Raw genomic sequence first — 7,789 nt, forward strand, 5'->3', positions numbered from 1 at the left:
AGGAGTTTGAGTGGTTGGAATTTTATTTTTAATATTTGTTTGATAATTTACATAATTGTTATTTGTTATTTGCATTTTAAACCCCCGTTATTTTTCTATATCGGTAGGTTTAAAAAAAATATTAATGGTTATTAAATTCTTATAAAAATTTATATAAAATTTATATATAAACTTATTGATAATAACAAACAAAAATTAGGCAATAATATTTAAACCTTAATTTATTATTAAATTTTAACTTTAATTATACAATCAAAAAATATACTCATTAAAATCTAAATCAAAAGGTTTTATATGAATAGAAGAGTATTTATTACAACCACATTAGCTTCATCAAGTTATGCTTTTAGCCTAAAAAATAATGGTATAGATAAAAAAGATAAAAGATATATAGGAGATAGCAAAAAACGCTATGCAATGCTAATTGACCTTAGAAAATGTATCGGCTGTCAAGCTTGCACTGCTGCTTGTATCAATGAAAATCAAGTCCCCCACGAACAATTTAGAACATTTGTTACTGAATATGAATTAAGTAAAAGCGATGAAGTATTTAAGGCATTTTTGCCAGAACTTTGTAATCATTGCGAAAATCCACCTTGCGTAAGCGTTTGCCCTACAGGAGCAACTTTTAAAAGAGAAGATGGAATAGTATTAGTAGATAATGAAATATGCTGGGGTTGTAGTTACTGCGTAAATGCCTGTCCTTATGATAAAAGATTTATTAATAAAAATACAAAAGTAGCTGATAAATGCACTTTTTGTGTGCATTTAATAGATAATAATGAATTACCAGCTTGTGTTCAAACCTGCGTTGGTAGGGCTAGAATTTTTGGCGATTTAAATGATAGTTCAAGTGAAATTTCACAAATATTAAAAGATTATCCAACAAGTGTTTTAAAGCAAAATTTTGGGACTAAACCACAAGTTTTTTATATTAATTTAGACAATGAATTAAATGAAATCAATCCTAATCATAAAATGTTTCAAGATATTTCAAAAGAATTTGATTTGGCTTTAGAAGAAGAATGGAGAATAAAATGAGTGCTGTGGTTTTAGAAGGTTTTAGCGTTCAGCGAACTTGGGCTTTAGATGTTGTGAATGATTTTTTCATAGCAGGAGCTAGTTTTGGAGCGTTTTTATGTGCTAGTTTATATTTAGTATTTGGATTGAAAAACTACAAAAATATCGCCCTATTTTCAATGATAATTTCTTTTGTTTGCTTATGTGCAATTCCTTTTAATTTAATTGATGATTTAAAACAACCTAGCAGAGTTTTTGAAATCTTTTTAAATGGCTGGGGTAATCTACCAACTTCAGCTATGAAAATAGGAATTATATTACTTATAACCTACCCTATTTTACTAATACTATTAGCATATAAGCATATTAACAATAAAAATACTAAAAAATTAGGAATAATCACACTTATTGTATCTTTTTGCATTCCTTTATACACTGGATATATTTTAGGAACAAGTGTTGGAGTTAGTTTTTGGAATACACCTGTTTTACCACTTTTATTTGCTGCAAATGGCGGTGTAGGCGGTGTTGGAATATGTGCTTTAGTCTTATTTGTATATTCAAAAATCATAAATTATAAAATCAATCTTTTTATCTTTATAAGACTTGCTAATGCTTTAATAGTATGTGATTTATTATTAAGATTATTTTGGTTTAGCTTTATGCTTGGTTTTAATAAAGAAATTAAAGAGCTATATCAATATGTATTTATGGCTAGATTTTATGAGATTTTCATACTTGAGTTTTGCTTAATTTTTATTATTTTAATAAATCTTTTTACAAGATTAAAAAACAATCAATTCTTTTTATTACTTGCATTTTTGTCTATGATAATTTATAGCTTTAGCTTTAAATTTAATGTAGTTTTTGCAGGAAATTCTATGCCAAAAATTATGAGTGGATTTTTAACATACACACCAAAAATCTTAGGTAGTGATAGTTTAGGTTCTGTATTTGGCAATTGGCTAATTTGTATAAGTTTGTTTTGTCTTTTAGTAAGCATATTAGAAAAACAAATAAAAGGAGAATTAAGTGAGTAGAAGAAAGTTTTTAATAGCATCAGGGATAACAGGCGTAGCAGGGGCTTATTTTTACAATGAAACAATACAAAAAATCATAAAACCACAAACAAAAACAAACGATAGCATATATGCAAATAGCCTAAATCCAAAAATCGGCAAGTATTATTCAAGTGTTTGTAATGGTTGCGTTACTCATTGTGGTGTTAGGGTAAAAGTATTAGATAATAAGGTTTTAAAAGTTATTGGCAATCCATATAGTTTATTATCAAGCGACCCTTGGCTTAATATGAATGCTAGTATAAAAGATAGTTATTTACTCACAAATCAAGGCAAAATCCATTCAAGTGTTTGTGCTAGGGGTAATTTAGTATTTGATAAATTAAATGATAAAGCAAGGGTAACTAAAATACTAAAAAGAGTTGGAAAAAGGGGAGAAAATAAATGGCAAAGTATTGAGCCTGATAAATTTTTAGATGAGATAGTAAATGGTGGAGATTTGTTTAATGAAGGCTATGTAAAAGGATTTAAAGAAGTTTATAATCATACTGATTTAATAGATGAAAATGCTCCTGAATTTGGAAAGAAAGCAAATGGATTATGTATAATCGCAACAGGCGATGAAGGAAGAAAGAATTTCTTTCAAGAAAGATTTCAAAAATCATTCGGAACTATTAATTTTCACGGACACACAGCAACTTGCGGTCTTTCTATGAGAGCTGGAATGGCTGCTTTTTTAAATGATTTTGATAAATACCCACACTTAAAACCTGATTTTGATAATTGCGAGTTTTTGATTAATTTCGCAAGTGCTCCTGCTCAAGCTGGAAATCCTTTCAAAAGACAAGGATTAAAAATAGCAAATAGAAAAAGCAATAATTTAGAATACGCAACAATAACCCCAATACTTACAAATTCTACTTCAAGTGCATCTAGCGTAGGAAAATGGATTGCTATAAAGCCTGGTGGGGATTTGTTTTTAGCATTAGCCTTATTACAAGATGTAATAAATCAAAAAATTTATGATGAAGAATATCTATCTTATACTAATTTAAATGAAAACAATGTAAGTTTTTCTAATGCTGCTTATTTAGTCGTTGAAGATGATTATAAAAACTATAAAAAAGGAGAATTTTTAAGAATTAATAATGAAATTATGGTTATTAACGAGCAAGGATTAATAAGTGCAAAAGATTGTAAAAAAGCTAATATTTATTATGATGGAATAATAACTTTAGATGATGAAGCAATAAAGGTTAAAACAAGTTTTATCAAATTAAAAGAAAGTGTCAATTCAAATTCTTTAGATGATTTATTGCAAAATAGTGGCGTTAGTAAAAAAGATTATGAATATTTATTAGAAAAAATCAAAAAATATAAAAATAAAGTAGCATTTGATTTGCACGGCGGGACTATGCAAACTAATGGATTTTATACAGCTTATGCTATTTTAGAATTAGTTGGTTTGCTTGGGAATTTAAATAAAATTGGTGGAATGAGTGCTGGTGGGGGTAAATATAATGATTTGTCAGGAGAATTTGAATTAGCAAAATATAAAGGCAAAATTAAACCTAGTGGAATTAGGGTTGATAAAACTAAAAAACCTTATGAAGCAACTAGCGAATATAAAAACAAAATCAAAAACAACGAAAACCCTTATCCATCAAAACTACCTTGGTATCCACTAACTAATGCAATTTGCACCGACGCAATCACAAATGCAGCATTAAAATATCCTTACGGAATAGATATATTGCTTTCTTGGAATGCTAATATTGCTTATGCTAGTAATATGAATAATGTTAAAAATTCTTTAAAAGATAGCTCTAAAATACCATTATTCATAGCAATTGACCCATTTATAAACGAAACAAGTATGTTTGCTGATTATATAGTTCCTGATAGCGTTATGTATGAGACTTGGGGTGTTGTTAATCCTTGGGGTGGTGCTTTGAGTAAAGCTAGTCATTTTAGATTTCCTATTTTAAATTCTCCTAATGTTAAGTTTAGTAATAATGAAAGCGTATGTATGGATAGCTTTATAATTGAATTAGGCAAAAAATTAGGCTTAGCAGGATTTGGTAAAAACGCAATTAGCGATAGTGAAGGTAATTTATTTGACCTTGATAAGCCGAGTGATTATTATTTAAGAAGTTTTATAAATGTTGCACTTGATGGTGGATTTGATTATGAAATAAACGAAGATGAGATAAAGGACTTACCATTCATTCAAGAATTAAAAGAAATTAGCCCAAAACACTATAAAAAAGCTTTATTTTGTATGGCAAGGGGTGGAAAATTTGAAAGCAAAAACAAAGCATATAACAAAAACGCCTTAGCAAAAACATACAAAAAAGAAATAGCTATTTATAACGAAGATTTAGCACTTACTAAGGATTCTTTAACTGGGAAAAATTATAGTGGAGTTCCTTATTTTGTAAAACAAAGATTTAAAAACAATACCACATTAGATGAGTTAAACCTAAAAGCCTTTTCGTATAAATCAAATATATATTCAAGTTTAGTTGCTGCTAGTTCAAAACTAACTCATTTAAGATATTCAAACTACATTGAATTACACGAAGATACAGCAGCAAAACTAGGTCTTAAAGATAAGGATTTAATCAAAGTTATAAGAGATGATAAAAAAATAATAGGAATATTAAAAACTAGAAAAGGAATTCATAAAGAAGCAGTAGGAATTGAGCATTCTCGTGCTAGGCGTGGCGAAGGTGCTAGTGATTTTTATATTGATGGGAAATTAATTGCTAAAAATATTTCAAAAAGAACAGGCGTTAGTATCTCAAATATAATACCTGATGATACTATTCGTGGAGAAAATGCCTTAATTAGTGATTTTGTCGTAGGCTCTGTAGCAAGGCAAGGATTTGGCGTAATTATAGAAAAAATCTCAAGCTTAGGTTAAAGAATTTAAACTGATTAAATTATTTATCCTAAATAAACTATAATCCTTTAAATAAATATTAAAGGATTATTTATGATACACGATATAAGTGCTAGTAAAAATATGCCGATAGCTTGGAAAATTGATGTTAAAAAGCACGAGCTAACAGAAAAAGAGCTAAAAGATTTAAATTATCAAATAAATAAAAATAATTTTGAGATAAAGACTAATAAAGAGCAAGATTACAATGTATTTTTTAGATTTGATGGTGATAATATAGGTGTAAAAATAAATGAAAAAAATCTAAATAGATTAAAAGAATTTTTTGATAGCGATAATTTCATTGCTAATAATAAAGGCACTATTTTAGATAAAGACGCAGCAAGTTTTGTCGCTGGATGGTTTAGCAATATTGCTTATAGAGAAAATCTCTTAGCAGCTGATATTAATAACGATGGAGAATTAACGGGCAAGGAATTTAAATACACATTTACGGTATTTAGTGAAGCAGCCGAAATAGTAGTAAATGAAAAGACACTTGAAGAAGAAATAATCTCAAGTGCAATCATAGGCACATATTTACCTAGTATGGTAGCTTTGCCAGATGGCGAGAGTATGGATATTAGTAAGGCTTTAAATATTAGTTTAAATGATGATAAAAACCTTGATGGAATAATAACATTTGGCGAATATTTAGGAGCTGATGGTAAAAATAAAATTCATAAATATACAGCTGATTGTAAATCAAGTGATGAGCGAATTAAAATTGATAGTGGCAATATTTATAAAATTATGAATATAGATAAATTCAAAGAAAAGGAATTAGAAGAATTAAAAAAATTAGTAGCCTTAGCAAAACTTAAAAATCAAGGTTTAGACGTGCTTAGCGATGATGAAAAGAAACTCTTAAAAGACTTTAGTCTTAATCTTAAAATCAGTGAAAATAAATTAGAAGAATTAGTTACAAACGATAAATTAGATGATTTTATAGATTTTACGAAAGAATTTAAAAAAGATTTAAGCGATACAAAATTAATTGATATTAAGGTTTAATTTTTTATTTTTAATTAATTGTTACTAAAAGTTACAATATATCAAAACATTAAATAAAATAATAATAGTATTAATTAAAATCAAATTATAATAATTCAAATCATTTTTTAATGTATTAACTTAATTTGCATTACGAATGTTAGTGCATATTTTAAAAAGTATTAGTGCTTTAATATTGCTTTTTAAGTGTAAAAAATAGCTATATGATTTTAAAAATGTCTTGATTAATTAGCTAGATCTAATTTAGTCATAATTTTAAAGGATTTTTTATGAGACATTATCTAGGAAACTATTTAAATACGCCTGTAACTTGGCAAGATAAAATTAATTCAAATTCTTTAAATTCTTTTGATTTATACAATATAAAAAATGCAATAAATATAAATAATTTTGAGATTAAGACAAATAAAGAGCAAGATTACAATGTGTTTTTTAAATTTGATGAAAGTAATATCGGAGTAAAACTTAGTGAAAATAATATCAATAGATTAAAAGAATTTTTTGATGAAGATAATTTCATTTTTAATAGTAAAGGCACTATTTTAGATAAAGACGCAGCAAGTTTTGTAGCTGGATGGTTTAGTGATATTGCTTATAAACAAAAATTCCTTGAAGCTGATGTTGATGGTAATGGGGAGCTAAGCAATAAAGAAGGAAAAAAGACATTAAGCTATATACATGAAAGGCTTGAATATAGAAGAGATAATAAAGGTGAATATATAATCACTAATTATGTAAAAGGCTATGAAGAGAGTAAATTTTTAGCAGATAATGATGAATACTATGCTGATATTAGCTATGCTTTAAATGCTAGTTTAAATAATGATAAAAATCTTGATGGTATTATTACATTTGGCGAATTTCTAAATGTAGGCGAAAAGGGATATTTTGAAGATAACATAGAAGTATCTAATAATAAAAATAATAATGATTTTATTAGCTTATATAAGATTGCAAATACAGATAAATTAAAAGAGAAAGAATTAGAAGAATTAAAAAAATTAGCAGCCTTAGCAAAACTTAAAAATCAAGGCCTAAAAAGTCTAACAAATGATGAAAAGAAACTCTTAAAAGATTTTAATATTAATTTAAAAATAAGCGAAGATAAATTAGAAGAGTTAATTACAAATGATAAATTAAGTGATTTTATAGATTTTACAAAAGAATTTAAAAAAGATTTAAACGATACAAAATTAATTGATATAAAAGTCTAATTTATATTTTAAATTATTAAAGAATTTGAAATAGAAATTAGCTAATTGTTACTTATAGTTACAAAATATCTATTTTTTAAATAAAATTTCAATATAATTTATTTAAGTTATATTATAATAATTCAAATCATTAATGAAAGGAGATTTTCAATGAAAAAAGCAGTTTTAGCTATTTTAGCTTTAGGTTTTATTACGAATGCAAGTGCGTATTATTGGTATGATTATTTTACAGGCAGTGGTCCTTGGAGATGGGCTTTTATAAGTGCTGAAAGAGATAGAGTAACTCCTACTAGACAAAACTGGAGTCCTAATTTTAAAAGAACATCTAGCTCAAATAATGGTCCGAGATTAAATGCTGGATTTGTTATAAGATAAAGATTAGCTAGGAGTTTCCTAGCTAAATAATTTAAGGAAAACTTATGAAAATAGATATCTCGCAAGTAAAAAATATAGCAATGTCTTGGGCTGATAATGTTAAAACTAAAGAATTAAATACTAAAGATATTAGCAATTTAAAAGATAATATAAATAAAAATAATTTTGAGATTAAGACAAATAAAGAGCAAGATTACAATGTG

6 protein-coding genes are annotated in these 7,789 nt (G+C 26.7%); all 6 read left to right on the top strand.

The window, feature by feature from the left end; all coding sequences use genetic code 11:
• Window positions 1-294: 294 nt before the first annotated feature.
• The 6 genes from dsrO (at window position 295) to AVBRAN12647_RS09445 (ending at window position 7,586) form a co-directional block, all read left to right on the top strand.
• Window positions 295-1,041 (top strand): sulfate reduction electron transfer complex DsrMKJOP subunit DsrO, encoded by a 747-nt coding sequence (gene dsrO, locus AVBRAN12647_RS09420; RefSeq protein ID WP_214119706.1) that lies wholly within the window; start codon window positions 295-297, stop codon window positions 1,039-1,041.
• Entirely contained in the window at window positions 1,026-2,060 is a 1,035-nt protein-coding gene (nrfD, locus tag AVBRAN12647_RS09425) for an NrfD/PsrC family molybdoenzyme membrane anchor subunit (protein WP_336615096.1), read from the top strand. Before dsrO ends, nrfD begins: the two co-directional genes overlap by 16 nt.
• Window positions 2,053-4,965, top strand: a complete 2,913-nt coding sequence (locus AVBRAN12647_RS09430; RefSeq protein ID WP_336615097.1) for a tetrathionate reductase subunit TtrA — start codon at window positions 2,053-2,055, stop codon at window positions 4,963-4,965. Before nrfD ends, AVBRAN12647_RS09430 begins: the two co-directional genes overlap by 8 nt.
• Window positions 4,966-5,037: 72 nt before the next feature.
• The gene (locus AVBRAN12647_RS09435; protein WP_336615098.1) at window positions 5,038-5,997 is read left to right on the top strand and encodes a hypothetical protein; all 960 of its coding nucleotides are present in this window, start codon (window positions 5,038-5,040) and stop codon (window positions 5,995-5,997) included.
• Window positions 5,998-6,266: 269 nt separating this feature from the next.
• Window positions 6,267-7,211 (top strand): hypothetical protein, encoded by a 945-nt coding sequence (locus tag AVBRAN12647_RS09440; RefSeq protein WP_336615099.1) that lies wholly within the window; start codon window positions 6,267-6,269, stop codon window positions 7,209-7,211.
• Between the two features lie 150 nt (window positions 7,212-7,361).
• Window positions 7,362-7,586, top strand: coding sequence for a hypothetical protein (locus AVBRAN12647_RS09445; RefSeq protein WP_239803364.1), 225 nt, complete (start codon window positions 7,362-7,364; stop codon window positions 7,584-7,586).
• Window positions 7,587-7,789 lie beyond the last annotated feature (203 nt).

The organism is Campylobacter sp. RM12647 (assembly GCF_020138135.1).
Lineage (GTDB): Bacteria > Campylobacterota > Campylobacteria > Campylobacterales > Campylobacteraceae > Campylobacter_E.